At 58.5% G+C, this 14,625-nt stretch carries 13 protein-coding genes; 6 read left to right on the forward strand and 7 right to left on the reverse strand.

Translation table 11 applies throughout. From position 1 onward, the window contains the following. Both AAAC48_RS00035 and AAAC48_RS00040 read left to right on the forward strand, forming a co-directional pair. Window positions 1-447 (forward strand): ABC transporter permease subunit (locus tag AAAC48_RS00035; RefSeq protein ID WP_340652199.1); only part of this gene is annotated, 447 nt, incomplete at its 5' end. After that, window positions 447-2,105, forward strand: coding sequence for an ABC transporter ATP-binding protein (locus AAAC48_RS00040; RefSeq protein ID WP_340652200.1), 1,659 nt, complete (start codon window positions 447-449; stop codon window positions 2,103-2,105). The genes AAAC48_RS00035 and AAAC48_RS00040, both read left to right, overlap by 1 nt. On the opposite strand, the gene AAAC48_RS00045 is transcribed toward AAAC48_RS00040, so the two are convergent. The 6 genes from AAAC48_RS00045 to AAAC48_RS00070 are packed head-to-tail and all read right to left on the reverse strand — an operon-like array spanning window position 2,102 to window position 9,060. Then, window positions 2,102-3,052 (reverse strand): alpha/beta hydrolase, encoded by a 951-nt coding sequence (locus tag AAAC48_RS00045; protein WP_340652201.1) that lies wholly within the window; start codon window positions 3,050-3,052, stop codon window positions 2,102-2,104. The two genes, AAAC48_RS00040 and AAAC48_RS00045, sit on opposite strands and share 4 nt — an antisense overlap. Next, on the reverse strand, window positions 3,049-3,831 hold the full coding sequence (locus tag AAAC48_RS00050) for a carnitinyl-CoA dehydratase (protein WP_340652202.1): 783 nt from the start codon (window positions 3,829-3,831) through the stop codon (window positions 3,049-3,051). Before AAAC48_RS00050 ends, AAAC48_RS00045 begins: the two co-directional genes overlap by 4 nt. Beyond that, the gene (locus tag AAAC48_RS00055; RefSeq protein WP_340652203.1) at window positions 3,828-5,906 is read right to left on the reverse strand and encodes an acetate--CoA ligase family protein; all 2,079 of its coding nucleotides are present in this window, start codon (window positions 5,904-5,906) and stop codon (window positions 3,828-3,830) included. The genes AAAC48_RS00050 and AAAC48_RS00055 overlap by 4 nt, the downstream gene beginning before the upstream one ends. Before the next feature lie 11 nt (window positions 5,907-5,917). Continuing rightward, entirely contained in the window at window positions 5,918-7,081 is a 1,164-nt protein-coding gene (locus AAAC48_RS00060; protein WP_340652204.1) for an acyl-CoA dehydrogenase family protein, read from the reverse strand. A 4-nt stretch (window positions 7,082-7,085) separates the two neighbouring features. Further along, complete coding sequence (locus AAAC48_RS00065; RefSeq protein ID WP_340652205.1) at window positions 7,086-8,150, reverse strand: carnitine 3-dehydrogenase; 1,065 nt, start codon at window positions 8,148-8,150, stop codon at window positions 7,086-7,088. 4 nt (window positions 8,151-8,154) lie between these two features. After that, window positions 8,155-9,060: a 3-keto-5-aminohexanoate cleavage protein gene (locus AAAC48_RS00070; protein ID WP_340652206.1), complete on the reverse strand. Its 906-nt coding sequence runs from the start codon at window positions 9,058-9,060 to the stop codon at window positions 8,155-8,157. 80 nt (window positions 9,061-9,140) lie between these two features. Between AAAC48_RS00070 and AAAC48_RS00075 the strand changes: the two genes are divergently transcribed. Together AAAC48_RS00075 and AAAC48_RS00080 are read left to right on the forward strand one after the other, a co-directional pair. Beyond that, window positions 9,141-10,121 (forward strand): GlxA family transcriptional regulator, encoded by a 981-nt coding sequence (locus tag AAAC48_RS00075; protein WP_340652207.1) that lies wholly within the window; start codon window positions 9,141-9,143, stop codon window positions 10,119-10,121. A gap of 91 nt (window positions 10,122-10,212) precedes the next feature. Continuing rightward, window positions 10,213-10,698 carry a thioesterase family protein gene (locus AAAC48_RS00080; RefSeq protein WP_340652208.1) on the forward strand — a complete coding sequence of 162 codons (486 nt, stop codon included), beginning with the start codon at window positions 10,213-10,215 and terminating at the stop codon, window positions 10,696-10,698. Here the strand turns inward: AAAC48_RS00080 and AAAC48_RS00085 are convergent. Beyond that, window positions 10,685-11,596 (reverse strand): LysR substrate-binding domain-containing protein, encoded by a 912-nt coding sequence (locus AAAC48_RS00085; RefSeq protein WP_340652209.1) that lies wholly within the window; start codon window positions 11,594-11,596, stop codon window positions 10,685-10,687. The genes AAAC48_RS00080 and AAAC48_RS00085 overlap by 14 nt on opposite strands. A 140-nt stretch (window positions 11,597-11,736) precedes the next feature. Here AAAC48_RS00085 and AAAC48_RS00090 point away from each other — a divergent pair, with 140 nt between their 5' ends. Beyond that, entirely contained in the window at window positions 11,737-12,969 is a 1,233-nt protein-coding gene (locus tag AAAC48_RS00090) for an aromatic ring-hydroxylating dioxygenase subunit alpha (RefSeq protein WP_340652210.1), read from the forward strand. A 42-nt stretch (window positions 12,970-13,011) separates the two neighbouring features. Then, a partial coding sequence (locus AAAC48_RS00095) for an FAD-dependent oxidoreductase (RefSeq protein WP_340652211.1) occupies window positions 13,012-14,625 on the forward strand: 1,614 nt, incomplete at its 3' end.

Raw genomic sequence — 14,625 nt, forward strand, 5'->3', positions numbered from 1 at the left:
TCGGTGCTTCCCACAAATGTAGTCACGCTTATTCTGGTCATGGGTCTGCTCGACGCCACCCGCGTCTACCGGCTCGCCCGCGCCGTCGCCGTCGATATTAATGTCATGGATTTCGTCGAGGCGGCAAAGCTGCGCGGCGAGGGCCGTATGTGGATCATCTTTCGCGAAATTCTTCCCAACGCACTGACACCGCTAATTGCCGAACTTGGCCTGCGGTTTATCTTTGCAGTTCTCTTCCTGTCGGCACTTTCATTCCTCGGTCTTGGTGTTCAACCGCCGGACGCGGATTGGGGTGGCATGGTCAAGGAAAACAAGGAAGGCATCGTCTTCGGTATTCCGGCAGCGCTCATTCCCGCGGCGGCGATCGCGGTACTTGCGATTTCCGTCAATCTGGTCGCTGACTGGATCCTGAACCGTACCACCAGCCTCAAGGGAGGGCGCGGCTAATGGCAAAACGTCCAGTCGACAGATCCGGCCTCCTGCTCGACATTCGCAATCTGCGCATAGAAGCGACCAGCTATCCGCCCGGCGAGCCCCCGCGTAATGTGGTTATTGTCGACAACGTTTCCGTCAAGGTTGAACGCGGAAAGGTGCTCGGGCTTATCGGCGAATCCGGAGCCGGTAAATCAACCATCGGCTTGTCCAGCATGTGCTACGGGCGTGGCGGCGTGCGGATCACCGGCGGCGAAGTTGTGCTGAACGGACGCGATCTTCTCAAGGGAGGTCCAAAACTTCTGCGTCAGATACGGGGAAGGGAGGTTTGCTACGTTGCTCAGTCGGCCGCGGCTGCATTCAACCCGGCGCGCCAGCTGATGGATCAGGTGATCGAAGCAGCGCTCCTGCACAAGATCTGCTCGAAGGCAGAAGCGGAAAAGCGCGCCATCGGCTTGTTCAAGAAACTCGGCCTGCCCAATCCGGAAACCTTCGGTCAGCGCTATCCGCATCAGGTTTCCGGCGGCCAGCTGCAACGCGCTATGACTGCCATGGCGCTGTGTTCGGAACCCGATCTGATCGTGTTTGACGAGCCGACGACGGCGCTTGATGTGACCACGCAGATTGATGTGCTCGCCTCGATTAAGGACGCCATTCGCGACACGAATGTGGCTGCGCTTTACATCACCCACGATCTCGCGGTGGTTGCGCAGGTGGCGGATGACATCCTCGTGCTGCGGCATGGAAAGCAGGTTGAATATGGCGATACGCACCACATTATCAAGCAACCGCGCGAGCAATACACCAAACAACTAGTCTCGGTGCACCACATTCCGCACGAGGAAAATAACCCGGCCGATGCGCCGATCCTATCCGTAAAGAATGTTACGGCGGCCTATGGCGGCGGTCTGGTGAAGGTGCTGAAGAACGTTTCGGTGGATATCCACCTTGGCCAGACGCTGGCCGTTGTTGGTGAGTCCGGTTCGGGAAAATCCACACTCGCTCGCGCGATCACCGGGCTGTTGCCACCGATGGAAGGGAGCATCACCTTCGACAAGCGGAACTTGTCGCCCCGCCTCGCCAACCGTACGCGCAACGACCTGCGCGAACTGCAGATGATCTACCAGATGGCCGATACCGCCATGAATCCGCGCCAGACTATCGGCACCATCATCGGCCGACCGCTCGAATTCTATTTCGGCATGAAGGGCAAGGAGCGTGACACCCGTATCGCCGAACTTCTCGAAAAGATCGAGATGGGCAAAGGCTTTGTCGACCGTTACCCGGCCGAGCTTTCAGGCGGCCAGAAACAGCGCGTCTGTATTGCAAGGGCGCTTGCGGCAAAGCCGAAGCTGATCATTTGCGACGAAGTCACGAGTGCCCTTGATCCTCTGGTCGCCGACGGCATTCTGAAACTGCTCCTGGATTTGCAGAAGGACGAGAATGTCGCCTACCTCTTCATCACCCACGATCTCGCCACGGTGAAATCGATCGCCGATTCCATCGCCGTCATGTATCGCGGTGAAGTGGTGCGCTATGGTTCAAAATCACAGGTGCTCAAGCCGCCATTCGATGCCTATACGGATTTGCTGCTGTCATCGGTTCCGGAAATGGAGCTGGGCTGGCTGGAGGGCGCCGTGAAGAACCGGCGCATGGCAAGTGCCGGAAACTAGAGCTGGCCCGGCCAGCGGCCCTGGCCGAGTAGATGCACGGCGGTGACAATTCGCCGGAAGCTCGAGCGGGCTCGTTCCACACTGTGGCGCGCACGCAAATAGGCGTGCACTAGACCTGGTTCGTTGTTCCAGATCGCCTTGCCGCCCGCTGCCAGGATCTTGTCGCGATAGTGCTTCCCGTCATCCGATAGAGGATCGCATTCGGCTGAGATGACGATTGTATCCGGCAATCCGCTGAAATCGGTGTCATTCAAAGGGGCAAAACGCGGGTCAGTCGACCAGTTGAACCCGCCACCTCTGATATTGGCATAGTACAGCGTGTCGCGCGTCGTCAGCATCGGCGCTTCCGCATGGGTCACGTAAGAGCCTTCACCGGCCGACCCGCCCAGTCCCGGATAGATCAGCACCTGACCGATCGGAGCATGCTCGTGTCGACGCACATGGTGCGAGACCGCAGCTGCGAGATTGCCCCCGGCGCTATCGCCACACAGAACAATGGGAAGATCAGACGTCGAAGCCACATATTCGAAAGCTGCAAGACAATCCCTGAAGGGGGAGGGGTGCAAATGTTCGGGTGCGAGCCTGTAATCTGCGGAGATGACGCGAAAGCCTGTGGCCTCGCAGATTTCCGCACACACATCATCATGGCTGTCGAGCCCGCCAACGACAAAGCCGCCGCCGTGAAAATAGAGGCAGACGGCTTCAGGATCGCTGTCGCGTTTTTGGTAGACGCGGATTGGTATCTTGCGGTCGCGGGTATCAATGAAGCGATCAGCCGACGACACCGATTCCGGATAGCCGGCGAAGAATGCACGGCACATGGTGTCGTAGACATCGCGCTGCTGCGCGACCGAAAGACCGACAGCATCAGGCGGGTAGAAACCGTTGGTGCGTTCAATGAAAGCCCAGGTTTCCTCGTCGATCAGGATGGAATAGTCGGTTGTCATTTACCTTTCCACACGGGATCACGCTTTTCCGCAAAGGCCTTGAAACCTTCCTGCCCGTCTTCGGAAGCGTAGAGTGTATCCACAGTACGGAATTTGCGCTTGGTAATCCAGTTCATGGCCTCCTGGAAGCCCATGCTTTCGGCTTCGCGAGCTACTTCCTTGATGGCAGCGAAAACCAGTGGCGGACCGCTTTCCAGCATCCGCGCAATCTCCCAGACCCGCGCCATCAATTTGTCCTTCGGCAGGACCTCGTTGACCAGACCCCAACGATGCGCCTCGGCAACGTCCATCCACCGCCCGGTCAACAGCAGGTCCATGGCGACATGATAGGGGATGCGCTTGGGGAGCTTGACGGTGGCCGCATCGGCCAATGTTCCGGCACGGATTTCCGGCAACGCAAAGCTCGAATGATCGGAGGCATAGATAAGATCGCAGGAGAGCGCGAGTTCGAAGCCGCCGCCGACGGCCATCCCGTTGACCGCCGCGATAACCGGCTTGTTAAGGTCGAGCAGTTCCTGCAGTCCTCCGAACCCGCCGACGCCGTAGTCGCCATCGACAGCATCGCCGCCTGCTGCAGCTTTCAGGTCCCAGCCGGCGCAGAAAAACTTGTCACCCTCCGTTTGCATGATGGCAACGCGCAATTCGGGATCGTCGCGGAATTTCTTGAAAGTCTCGCCCATGAGCCTGCTTGTCGTCAGGTCGATCGCATTAGCCTTCGGCCGATCCAGCGTGACTTCGAGAATGCCGCCTTCGCGCCGCGTCCTGATTATATCGCTCATTTCAGCTCTCCCTTTGTCACCAGCAGCGCATCGGCAATCCAGGCGCCTTGTCCCTTGCCGCCGACCAGCAGCGGGTTGATATCAAGTTCGGCAATTCTGCCGGCATTGTTCACGGCGAAGGTAGCGATACTCATGATTGCATCTAGTGCCGCTTCAAGATCGGCTTTAGGCTTGCCGCGATAGCCGTCGAGGAGAAGGAACATGCGCAATGAGCGCAAGGCGGCCTCGATGTCCTCGCGGCTGGAAGGCAGGAGGATCGTCACCGTGTCATGCAATAGTTCCACCAGCACACCGCCTGTACCAAGCGTCATGACAGGCCCGAATTGCGGATCGTCGGTGATGCCGACGATAAGCTCGGCGACGGTTCCCGTTACCATTCGTTCGATATAAAGACCTGATCCCAGACCGGCGAGATCATCCGCTGCGGACCGAACCGCGCCGGCATCTCTCAGGTTGAGCCGCACCGCATTGTGTTCGGACTTGTGGGCAATACCCAGCGCCTTGAGCGCGACCGGATAGCCAAGATGTTCGGCAACCGCGACAGACCCAACGGATGTTGTGCAACGGCGTCCGTCCGGCACCGGCAACCCGGACCTCTTGAGGATGACTTTCGCCTCGGCTTCGTCTGGCGTGTTCGCATCAGCCTCGATCACCTGCTCGGGTGACGCGACGGGTGAAGCGACGGGCTTGTTCCAGGCCTTGCCGATGAATGCCGCGGCTTCCGCCGCATCGAATGCTTCGGTGATACCACAAAGCGGAGCGATGCCCCGAGACATAAGTCCGGTCATGTATTCTTCCGGGATGTTCTCCGGCAATGAAGCAACGATAGCGCCTTTGGCCCGGTTGGTCGTCAATGCACCTTCGAAGCCGCGCACCGTCGCCCACCAATCCACGTCCGAGCAGCGGTCCTTGCGCGGGAAATCAAGAACGAGGCAGCTGAGCGAAAAGCCACCCGACACCATGGCTGTGAACGTTTCCGTCAGTGCCGGTTCATTGTTCCAGATGAAGGTGTGGTAATCGAGCGGGTTGGCGACGGCGACAAGCGGACCAAGTGTAGACTTCACGCGAGCGCGATGCTCGGGTGTCAGGGCTGGGAAGCTGACATTTCGGCCCTCTGCGCTGTCCGCCATCACCGAAGCTTCGCCGCCAGAGCAGCTCATGGAGCAAAGGGTGTTGCCATCGAGCGGCCCATGCACGTGCAGGAGCTTCAGCGTTTCGAGGAAAGAGGCAATCGAGTTGACTCGGGCAATACCGAGCCGCTTCAGGAATGCATCGGACGCTGCGTCCGATCCTGCCAGCGACGCCGTATGCGAAACTGTAGCCGCGCGCGCCTGCGCTGAGCGTCCAACCTTCATGGCAACGATAGGCTTGCCGAGTTCGCGGGCACGTTTCGCCAATGCCTCGAATTTCGCGGCTGACTGAAAAGCTTCGATGTGGAGCCCCAGCGCCGTTACGCGCTCGTCCTCGAGCAGGGCGATTGCCATGTCGGGCAGCCCGGTCTGCGCCTGATTGCCCGCCGTCATCACATGGGCAATGGGCAGTCCGCGTGTCTGCATCGTCATGTTGATGGCGATGTTGGAGGATTGGGTGATAATGGCGACGCCGCGCTCACCCGATCCTAGTCGGCGTCCGCCATGCTGATCTGGCCAGAGCAAAGCGCCATCGCAATAATTGATCAGGCCGTAGCAATTCGGCCCGATGATCGGCATGTCACCTGCGGCTTCCACCAATTCATCTTGTAGCCTGGCGCCATCAGCATCGTCCGCGCCGGCCTCAAGGAAGCCGGAGGCGTAGCATACGGCCACACCAGCACGCGCCTCGCGCAGATCACGAACAATATCTAGCGTGAGAAAGCGGTTCACTCCGACAAAAGCCGCATCGGGGCTGCCGGGCAGATCGGCGACCGAGCGATAGACCTTGAGGCCCAATATTTCGTCATGCTTGGGATGGACCGGCCAGATTTCGCCGGCAAACCCCATTTTCTGTGATTGCTTGATGACTTCAGTGGCCTGGAGGCCACCGAAGACAGCAATGGTTTTCGGTCGTAGCAGACGATCGAGTTTATGCGATGCCATCGAATGCTCCGCTACGCGCCATGCGGGCGCAGCAGGGCACGGGAAATGATGTGCCGCTGGATTTCGGACGTGCCCTCCCAGATGCGCTCGACACGGGCATCGCGCCAGATACGTTCCAGCGGAAGATCGTCCATCAGGCCCATGCCACCGTGAATCTGGATGGCTTCGTCGGCGACGAAAGCCAGCATTTCGGTCGCCTTGAGCTTGGCCATCGCCATGTCCTGATCGGTCACAGTACCCTGATCGAACTTCCAGCCCGCTTCGAAGGTAAGCAGGTCGGCAGCTTTCAGCTCCGTGGCCATATCCGCAAGTTTGAAGGATATGCCCTGGAATTTGCCGATCTGCTGGCCGAACTGTTCGCGCTGTGCCGCATATTCAATGGCATGACCAAGCGCGCGTTCGGCGCGGCCAAGGCAAGTCGCAGCCACTTGCAGGCGGGTTGCGCCAAGCCAGGTGTTGGCGACTTCGAAGCCCTTGTGCACTTCGCCGAGGATCGCGTCCTGCGGCAGGCGGCAATCATCGAATTCGACGATCGCATTGGTGTAGCCGCGATGCGAGACGTTGCGATAGCCTTCACGAATGGTCATGCCAGGATGACCTTTGTCGACGAAGAAGGCGGTGATTTTCTTTTTCTTGCCGCGCGGCGTATCTTCCTCGCCCGATGCCACGAAGAGGATGACGAAATCCGCTTCCAGCGCATGACTGATGAAATGCTTCGTGCCGTTGACGACCCAGTCTCCGCCTTTTTCCACGGCTGTCGCCTTCATTCCGCGCAGGTCGGAACCGGCACCCGGCTCCGTCATGGCGAGGCAGTCGGATTTCTCTCCACGGATACAGGGGTAGAGGTATTTTTCCTTCTGCGCGTCCGTCCCGGCGAGCAAGATGTTTGATGGTCTTCCGACACAGGTCCAGTGCAGCGCATAATTGGCGCGACCAAGTTCCTTCTCATAGAGCAGCCACGTCACGGTATCGAGACCGGCGCCGCCGACCGATTCCGGCATGTTGGCGGCATAGAGGCCGGCTTCAATAGCCTTCTGCTTCAGTTCGTCGGCTAATTCCTTCCGCAGAACACCCGTGCGTTCCACCTCTGCTTCGTGGGGATAGAGTTCGTTCTCAACAAATGACCGTGTCGTCTCCACGATCAGCCTTTGCTCCTCCGAAAGACCGAAATCCATGGCGTTAGCCTTTCTTTTTCTTTGGCTTGCTGTTTTTTGCCTTCTCGGCCGCCTTCGATGTGGCTGGCTTCTGTGCCAATTTCGACAAGCGCTTGGTGTAGTCCTTGTAGAGTGCGCCAGCGCCCCAACCTTTACCCTTGTTTTGACGGGAGAGGGCTTCCATGATCGCAACGAGGTTGTCATCGCGGATGCGTTCAAGCTCGCGGATCGATAGGCCGTGCGCCTGCTTGTCGGACTGGTTGGCGATCTTGTCGACCAGTTCGTCCGTCAGTTCCGGCACATCCATCAGCTTGGTCCACGGCCACGAAAGGCACGGACCGAACTGGGCAATGAAGTGGCGCATGCCGGCTTCACCGCCGGCGACGCGGTAGACTTGGAACATGCCCATCTGCGCCCAGCGAATACCGAACGAATAGCGCATGATATCGTCGAGTTCCTCGACAGTTGTGATGTCGTCCTTGATCAGCCACAACGACTCGCGCCAAACGGCTTCAAGCAGACGGTCACCAACGAAGGCTTCGATTTCCTTGCGGATCACCACCGGCTTCATGCCGATCGAAGCATAGAGTTCGCGCGCCTTTTCGACGGCTTCCGGTGACGTCTGCTTACCGCCAACGATCTCGACCAGCGGCAGAAGATAGACCGGGTTATAGGGATGGCCGACGACCAGCCGCTCCGGATGCTTCATCGCGGTCTGCATGTCGGAGGGCAGGATGCCCGAGGTCGACGAGCCAACGATCGCATCAACTGCGGCGTGCTTGTCGATCTCCGCCAGCACCTTGTGCTTTAGATCGAGCCGTTCAGGCACGCTTTCCTGGATAAAATCGGCGTCGGCTACGGCCTCCTCAATGGACTTGGCGAATGTCAGCTTGCCTTCCTTCGGCAGGCCATCCGGCAGCATGGTCTTGTAGGCGCGGCGGGCGTTTTTCATCACCTCGCTGACCTTGCGCTCGGCTTCCGGATCAGGATCGAAGATTGACACGTCGATGCCGTTGAGGATCAGGCGGGCGACCCAGCCCGCGCCGATAACACCGCCGCCGACAGCTGCAGCCTTGCCAATACCTGCCATGATCTCACCAGCCCTTCGTCAGTTTCATGCGCTCGCGGACCTCTTGGGGTCCGAGAATCTTAGCACCCATGCCTTCAGCAACTTTTACTGCCCGTTCAACCAATGGGCCGTTGGTAGCTAGAACGCCTTTGTCGAGCCAGATATTGTCTTCGAGGCCGACGCGGATATTGCCGCCCGCCAGCATCGCCATCGCAGCATAGGGCATCTGATTGCGGCCGATCGAGAAAGCCGAGAACGTCCAATTGGATGGCAGGTTGTTGGTGAGCGCCAGTAGTGTGCCGATATCGTCCGGTGCACCCCATGGAATACCCATGCAGAGCTGCACCATGACCGGATCGTCCAGCAGCTTCTGATCGTAGAGCCATTTTGCAAGCAGCAGATGGCCGGTATCGAAGATTTCAACTTCCGGACGTACGCCAAGCGCCTGTATCTGCGCTGCCATTGCTTTCAGCATGGCGGGCGTGTTGGTCATCACATAGTCGCCTTCGCCGAAATTCATGGTGCCGCAGTCGAGCGTGCAAATCTCGGGGCGAAGCTTTGCCACATGTTCCAGACGCTCGGTGGCGCCGGCCATGTCCGTGCCATTTTGTGAGGGTGGCATGGGCTGCTCAACGCTGCCGAGCGTGAGGTCGCCTCCCATGCCGGCGGTCAGGTTCAGCACCATGTCAACGCCCGACGCTTTGATGCGCTCGACCACTTCTGTATAGAGCGCGATGTCGCGCGAGCCCTTGCCGGTTTTCGGATCACGAACGTGAATATGCGCGATGGCGGCGCCGGCATTGGCGGCCGCAATACATTCATCGGCGATCTGGCCTGGCGTGACCGGAACCTTATCTGAACGGCCGGTGGTGTCGCCCGCACCTGTCACGGCGCAGGTAATGAATACTTCGCGATTGGGGGTAAGTCCCATAGCAGTGCTCCCATTATTTTGTTGGATGTGATCATGCCCCGATTGCCAAGCGATGCTTTGCAATATACGAATTGAAATTGATGAATAGCGAAACTTCGCCACTCTTTTTGCCGAATACCAAAACGCTGGACGTGACTGTTCTCGTCTTCAGCGGGGCCTCGCTCATGTGTGTGGCCTCAACCATCGATCCGATGCGCGCCGCCAATCGCGTATCCGGCGGCAATTTGTTCAAATGGCGAATTGTCTCGCTCGATGGCGAACCGACAATGACTACCTGCGGCCTGCCGATCGCTGTTTCTGGTTCATTCGATGCATCAGAAAAAGGTGATATGCTTCTGGTTATTGGGGGTTTTGGTACGTCGGATATCGCCCGTACCACGTTCACGGCAAACCTGCGTCGGGCGGTTCACAATTACCAGATCATCGGCGGCATCGAGGCAGGCTCCTGGTTGCTTGGGCGTGCTGGCCTATTGTCGGGTCGCAAAGCGACGACGCACTGGGAGGATATGGAGGAGTTCATGGCCGAGTTTCCCGATGCCGATATCCGGCCAGATCGCTACGTCATCGATGGGCCCGTCTTCACCAGCGGCGGTGCTTCACCAACCTTCGATCTCATGCTGCACCTGATCCGGTCGCGCTATGGCATGTCCGTGGCGCTCGATGTGGCGAGCGTCTTTATCTATGACGAGGCACATGCGTCAAACGACGCGCAGCCGCTTGTTTCCCTAGGGCGGCTCGATGATGTGCACCCGAAACTGGCGGGTGCCATTCGGCTGATGGAAAGTCATATCGACACGCCATTGACCGTTGGTGCGATTGCCAAGCGCTGCGGCCTGAGCGCGCGCAGCCTCGAGAAAATATTTTCGAGAGCCGTGGGCGAAGGACCGGGCCGCTATTACCTGCGCCTGCGGTTGAAAGTGGCGCGGCGGCTGATTACGGATACAAAATCGCCGCTCGCCGATATTGCCGCGCGCACCGGGTTTTCATCAGCGGCCGCCTTCACCCGAACGTTCCGGAGTTTCGAGGGAAAGCCACCGAGCGCGTTCCGACCTGTCCATTGAGAGTCGCTTTTGACAAAGCGATAGCATCGCCATCCATGTTTCAACTGCCGCCGATCGGGACGATCGCGCCATTCCAGCCAGGAGCCTAGCCATGTCTAATACAGAAGGACAATTGTACCATTCCGCGCCGATCGCCATCGAGAAGGAATGGATCGACTACAATGGCCATCTGAACATGGCCTATTACAATGTTGTGTTCGACCGTGGCGGCGACGAGTTCCTTGCCGAACTCGGCTTTGGACCGAAATATGCCGCTGAGCGCAAGCTGACAATCTATACGGCTGAGGTGCATATTTGTTACGTGCAGGAAATTCACCTCAACGATGTGGTGACCGTGACCAGCCAGCTGATCGATTTCGATGGCAAGCGCCTGCACACCTATAACGAGATCGTGCACACGGATGGATGGATAGCTGCGACAGCAGAGGTGTTGTCGCTTCATGTCGATATGAGCGGTCCGAAGGTTAGTCCGTTCCCGGAAGACGTGCTGCCGAAGCTCGAATTCTACAAGCAAGCGCACTCGAAACTGCCGATACCAGCCCGTGTCGGCCGGGCAATCGGCATCAAGAAGAAATAGCTGCTCCGCCGAACTGTTCCACGAGCCAGCGTTCGAATTGCCGGATTCTGGCTTCGCCAACCCGCTCCTTGCGGCAAATCATATACCAGGCGCCGGGCTGCGGCACTTTGAGCGGGAAGGGCGCAACCAGCCGCCCCGCTTTGAGATCGTCGGCTACCAGAAAATCTGGCGCAACGGCTAGCCCCTGGCCATCAAGCGCCGATTGCAGCGCGGCAAGATAGGTATCGAATTTCAGCGTCACCGCCTGGCCCGTATCGGCCATCCCAGTGGCCTCAAGCCATGTGCCCCAATCTTCAGGGGCGGTGTAAAGCGCAAGACGTGGCACTTTGTTCAAGGCTTTCACGCCGGAATCGCTGTCGATCCGCGCCGCGACCTGCGGGCTGCAGACCGGGCACATTTCGGCTTTGACCAGAAGCCGGTAATGCAGGTTCATCCGCTCCGGCCGCGTTGTGTGGATAATCCCGATGTCGGAACTGTCGATATTGAGCTCCCAATCAAGCTGGCTGGTACCGATGCGAATAGCGAGGTTGGGGTTGACCTTACGGAAATCGGTGAGGCGAGGGATGAGCCAGCGTATGGCAAAGGTCGCATAGGTTTCGAGCGCCAGATCATCGGTCGTGCCGATCCGATTGATCAATGCCGTTCCACGCGCGATCTTTTCGAAAGCATCGCGCATATAGGGGTAATAGAGGGTCCCCGCATCGGTTAGTGATACGCCGCGGGGCAATCGCTCGAAAAGCTTCACACCAAGGATGGTTTCCAGCTCGGCAATGCGGTGGCTTATAGCCGATTGTGTCACACCCAGTTCGTCGCCGGCCAGGCGAAAACTCAAGAGACGCGCCGACGCCTCAAATGCCCGTAACGAGCCGAGCGGCGGTATCCGAGGCTTTGACATCATGGCTTCAGAACCTCGCAAAAGGATGCGTGAAAATAATTCATGTCTTTATGAGTAACGATCGCTTGAACGCTGCGCAATGCGGAATCATTCTAATCTGCGACGCAACAAGCGTCCGGGACCAATCTTTTTCGGAGAATGACATGGGTGCAGAACAGGCATTTGCAGAAATTGCACCGACTCTGGACAAGATCGACCGCATGATTGGCGAGCACCGGCCGGGTCATGGGCTGGTCCGTGCCTTCTACATGGATCCCGATGTCTATGCCCGCGACATGGAGCGGGTGTTCCGCCGGCATTGGCATTGCATCGGTCATGCAAGCATCATCCCCAATGCCGGAGATTTCGAACTCTTCAAGATCGATTCGGAAGCAGTCATCGTTTCACGCAACGAAGACGGGTCGATCCATGCCTTCCTGAATGTTTGCCGTCATCGCGGTGCAGAAGTCTGCACCAAGCCGAAAGGCAATGCGCGCTTCTTCGTCTGCCCGTATCATGCCTGGACTTATGCCAATGATGGCAGCCTGCGGGCGGCACGGCTGATGCCGAAGGATTTTGACCGGAGCGGCCATGGTTTGAAGAAGCTGCATGTGCGGGTGGCGGAAGGCTTAATCTTCATCTGCTTTGCCGATGAACCGCTGGATTTCTCCATCATCGAACAGTCGCTTCGTACGACTTGCGGGCAATATGGCTGGGCGGATGCCAAGGTTGCGCACCGCCAAACCTATCCCGTCGATGCCAACTGGAAGCTGGCGGTCGAAAATTACGTTGAATGCTATCACTGCGGTCCGGCTCATCCTGAATATTCGCAAACGCATGCGCTGGAACAGCCGGCCGAAAAGATTGTCGAACTCAATGCGCGGATGGAACAGCGCACCTGCGCTCTCGGCATCGACATTGCGACCGGTGACAACTGGCAGAATTCGGCCCACGGCCAGGAGGCAATCCACACATTCCGCTATGCGCTGTATGATGGCGTGTCGAGTGGCAGCGAGGACGGTTCGCCAGTAGGTCCATTGATGGGTCGTTTTTCAGGGTTCGATGGTGGAGTTACCTCCATTCACCTTGGCGGTACCAGCTTCCTCGTCTGCTACCCGGACCACGGCATGATCTATCGCTTCATTCCGAAGACAGTCGATACCTGCGAGATGGAATTAATCTGGCTGGTCCGCGGCGATGCAGAAGAGGGCAAGGACTACGACCTCGAAAAGCTAACCTGGCTTTGGAAGGTCACGACGGCCGAAGACAAGACGATCATCGAACACACGGCGCGCGGTGTGCGGTCGCATTATTTCGTGCCGGGACCGATTGCGCCAATGGAATATAACGAATTGCGGTACATCCAGTGGTACCTCGATGAAATCGGGCGGGCCTGATCGGCCGGCCGTACTGCAGAAAGAGACCACGGGAGACTTTGTATGTCTGATTTTCCAACGTCGGCGCGCGTCGTCATTATCGGTGGCGGAGCGGTCGGCGTGTCGTCGCTCTATCATCTCGCCAAGGCAGGCTGGACCGATTGCGTCCTCCTCGAAAAAAACGAGTTGACATCCGGCTCCACCTGGCACGCAGCCGGCAATGTGCCGACCTTCTCGGCGTCCTGGTCGGTGATGAACATGCAGCGCTATTCCGCGCAACTTTATCGCGGTCTCGCTGCTGAAGTCGACTACCCGATGAACTACCACGTCACCGGCTCGCTGCGCCTTGCCCACACGAAAGAGCGCATGCGCGAGTTCCAGCGGGTCAAGAGCATGGGCCGCTACCAGGGCATGGATATTGACGTTCTTGGCGTCGATGAGATCAACGGTCGTTACCCGTTCATCGCGACGCATGAGCTTGAAGGAGCGCTATACGATCCCAACGATGGCGATATCGATCCGGCACAGTTGACGCAGGCGCTCGCCAAGGGTGCACGCGACATGGGCGCCAGGATCATCCGCTTCTGTCCGGTCACCGGTGCCCGGCGTGAGAAAGACGAGTGGGTCATCTCCACACCGCAAGGCGAAATCCGCTGCGAATATGTGGTCAACGCCGCCGGGTACCGGGCGCAGGAGATCGGCAAGCTGTTCGGCCGCGACGTACCGATGATGGTGATGAGCCATCAATATCTGCTCTTTGACGAAATCCCCGAAATCGCCGCCTGGTCGCGGGAAAATGGCCATAAGCTGCCACTGCTGCGCGACGTGGATTCGTCCTACTACTTGAGACAGGAAAAAAACGGCATGAATCTCGGTCCCTATGAGCGCAATTGCCGTGCGCATTGGGCGACCGGCGATGATCCGATGCCGGATGATTTCTCATTCCAGCTGTTCCCGGACGATCTGGAGCGCCTTGACTGGTATCTGAATGACGCCATTGCCCGGGTACCGATCCTCAGTACTGCGGGTCTGTCGAAGGTCATCAATGGTCCAATTCCCTATGCGCCGGACGGCAACCCACTGATTGGCCCAATGCCGGGCGTGCCCAATGCATTCGAAGCTTGTGTCTTCACTTTCGGGATCGCGCAGGCCGGCGGGGCAGGCAAGGTGCTGGCCGAATGGGTGACGGACGGCGCGACCGAATGGGATATGTGGTCTTGCGATCCGCGCCGTTTCACGGCCTTTGCCGATCATGACTATTGCGTCGCCAAGGGGCTTGAGGTCTACGGTCACGAATACGCCATCCATTTTCCCCGCCACACGTGGCCGGCGGGGCGCAACAAGAAGCTGTCGCCAATCCATGATCGCATCGCCAAGCTCGGCGGTCAGTTCGGCGCCTATAATGGTTGGGAACGAGCCAACTGGTATGCGCAGCCGGGCGACGATACTTCTGAGAAATCAACCCAGAGCTTCGCGCGCAACGGACCATGGCATCAGCGTATCCGGGAGGAGTGCCATGCCGTGCGCGATGCCGTTGGGATTCTCGACCTGCCGGGCTTCTCGCGCTTCAAGGTCAGCGGCGAGGGTGCGCGCGAATGGCTGTCAACACTCATCACCGGCATAGTGCCGAAACCGGGGCGTGTTGGCCTTGGCTACTTCTCCGATGACAAGGGCCGT

Source organism: Phyllobacterium sp. (assembly GCF_037994405.1).
In the GTDB taxonomy this organism is placed as follows: domain Bacteria; phylum Pseudomonadota; class Alphaproteobacteria; order Rhizobiales; family Rhizobiaceae; genus Phyllobacterium.

Coding starts and splice junctions, on each gene's coding strand:
- AAAC48_RS00070 (WP_340652206.1), bottom strand. CDS start 9,060: ATGGGACTTACCCCCAATCGCGAAGTATTCATTACCTGCGCCGTGACA.
- AAAC48_RS00075 (WP_340652207.1), top strand. CDS start 9,141: ATGAATAGCGAAACTTCGCCACTCTTTTTGCCGAATACCAAAACGCTG.
- AAAC48_RS00045 (WP_340652201.1), bottom strand. CDS start 3,052: ATGACAACCGACTATTCCATCCTGATCGACGAGGAAACCTGGGCTTTC.
- AAAC48_RS00085 (WP_340652209.1), bottom strand. CDS start 11,596: ATGATGTCAAAGCCTCGGATACCGCCGCTCGGCTCGTTACGGGCATTT.
- AAAC48_RS00050 (WP_340652202.1), bottom strand. CDS start 3,831: ATGAGCGATATAATCAGGACGCGGCGCGAAGGCGGCATTCTCGAAGTC.
- AAAC48_RS00065 (WP_340652205.1), bottom strand. CDS start 8,150: ATGGCAGGTATTGGCAAGGCTGCAGCTGTCGGCGGCGGTGTTATCGGC.
- AAAC48_RS00060 (WP_340652204.1), bottom strand. CDS start 7,081: ATGGATTTCGGTCTTTCGGAGGAGCAAAGGCTGATCGTGGAGACGACA.
- AAAC48_RS00090 (WP_340652210.1), top strand. CDS start 11,737: ATGGGTGCAGAACAGGCATTTGCAGAAATTGCACCGACTCTGGACAAG.
- AAAC48_RS00055 (WP_340652203.1), bottom strand. CDS start 5,906: ATGGCATCGCATAAACTCGATCGTCTGCTACGACCGAAAACCATTGCT.
- AAAC48_RS00040 (WP_340652200.1), top strand. CDS start 447: ATGGCAAAACGTCCAGTCGACAGATCCGGCCTCCTGCTCGACATTCGC.
- AAAC48_RS00080 (WP_340652208.1), top strand. CDS start 10,213: ATGTCTAATACAGAAGGACAATTGTACCATTCCGCGCCGATCGCCATC.